This window comes from Vibrio genomosp. F6, assembly GCF_005146325.1.
Taxonomy (GTDB): domain Bacteria; phylum Pseudomonadota; class Gammaproteobacteria; order Enterobacterales; family Vibrionaceae; genus Vibrio; species Vibrio cortegadensis.
The window spans coordinates 1-213 of sequence record NZ_SYUT01000128.1 but is presented as its reverse complement, the minus strand read 5'-3'; the positions used below and the strand labels follow the sequence as shown (position 1 = coordinate 213).

At 49.3% G+C, this 213-nt stretch carries 1 protein-coding gene; it reads right to left on the bottom strand.

Translation table 11 applies throughout. From position 1 onward, the window contains the following. On the bottom strand, positions 1–213 hold a 213-nt coding region (locus FCV43_RS20055; protein WP_170961704.1), incomplete at both ends, for a transposase.

The window sequence follows — 213 nt, the reverse complement described above, 5'->3', positions numbered from 1 at the left end:
GCTTGTATCGACGGCAATATGTAGCTTTCGCCAGACTCTGCGCCTGCCATCCGTCCCGTGTTTTTTAACTTTCCATTCACCTTCGCCATAAACCTTAAGGCCAGTTGCATCAATGGCTAGGTGCTGTATCGCTCCTCTCGTTTTAGTCTTAAATGAGACCTCAACTTGCTTGGCCCTACGGCTGATGCAGGTGTAATGCGGACAACTTAACGG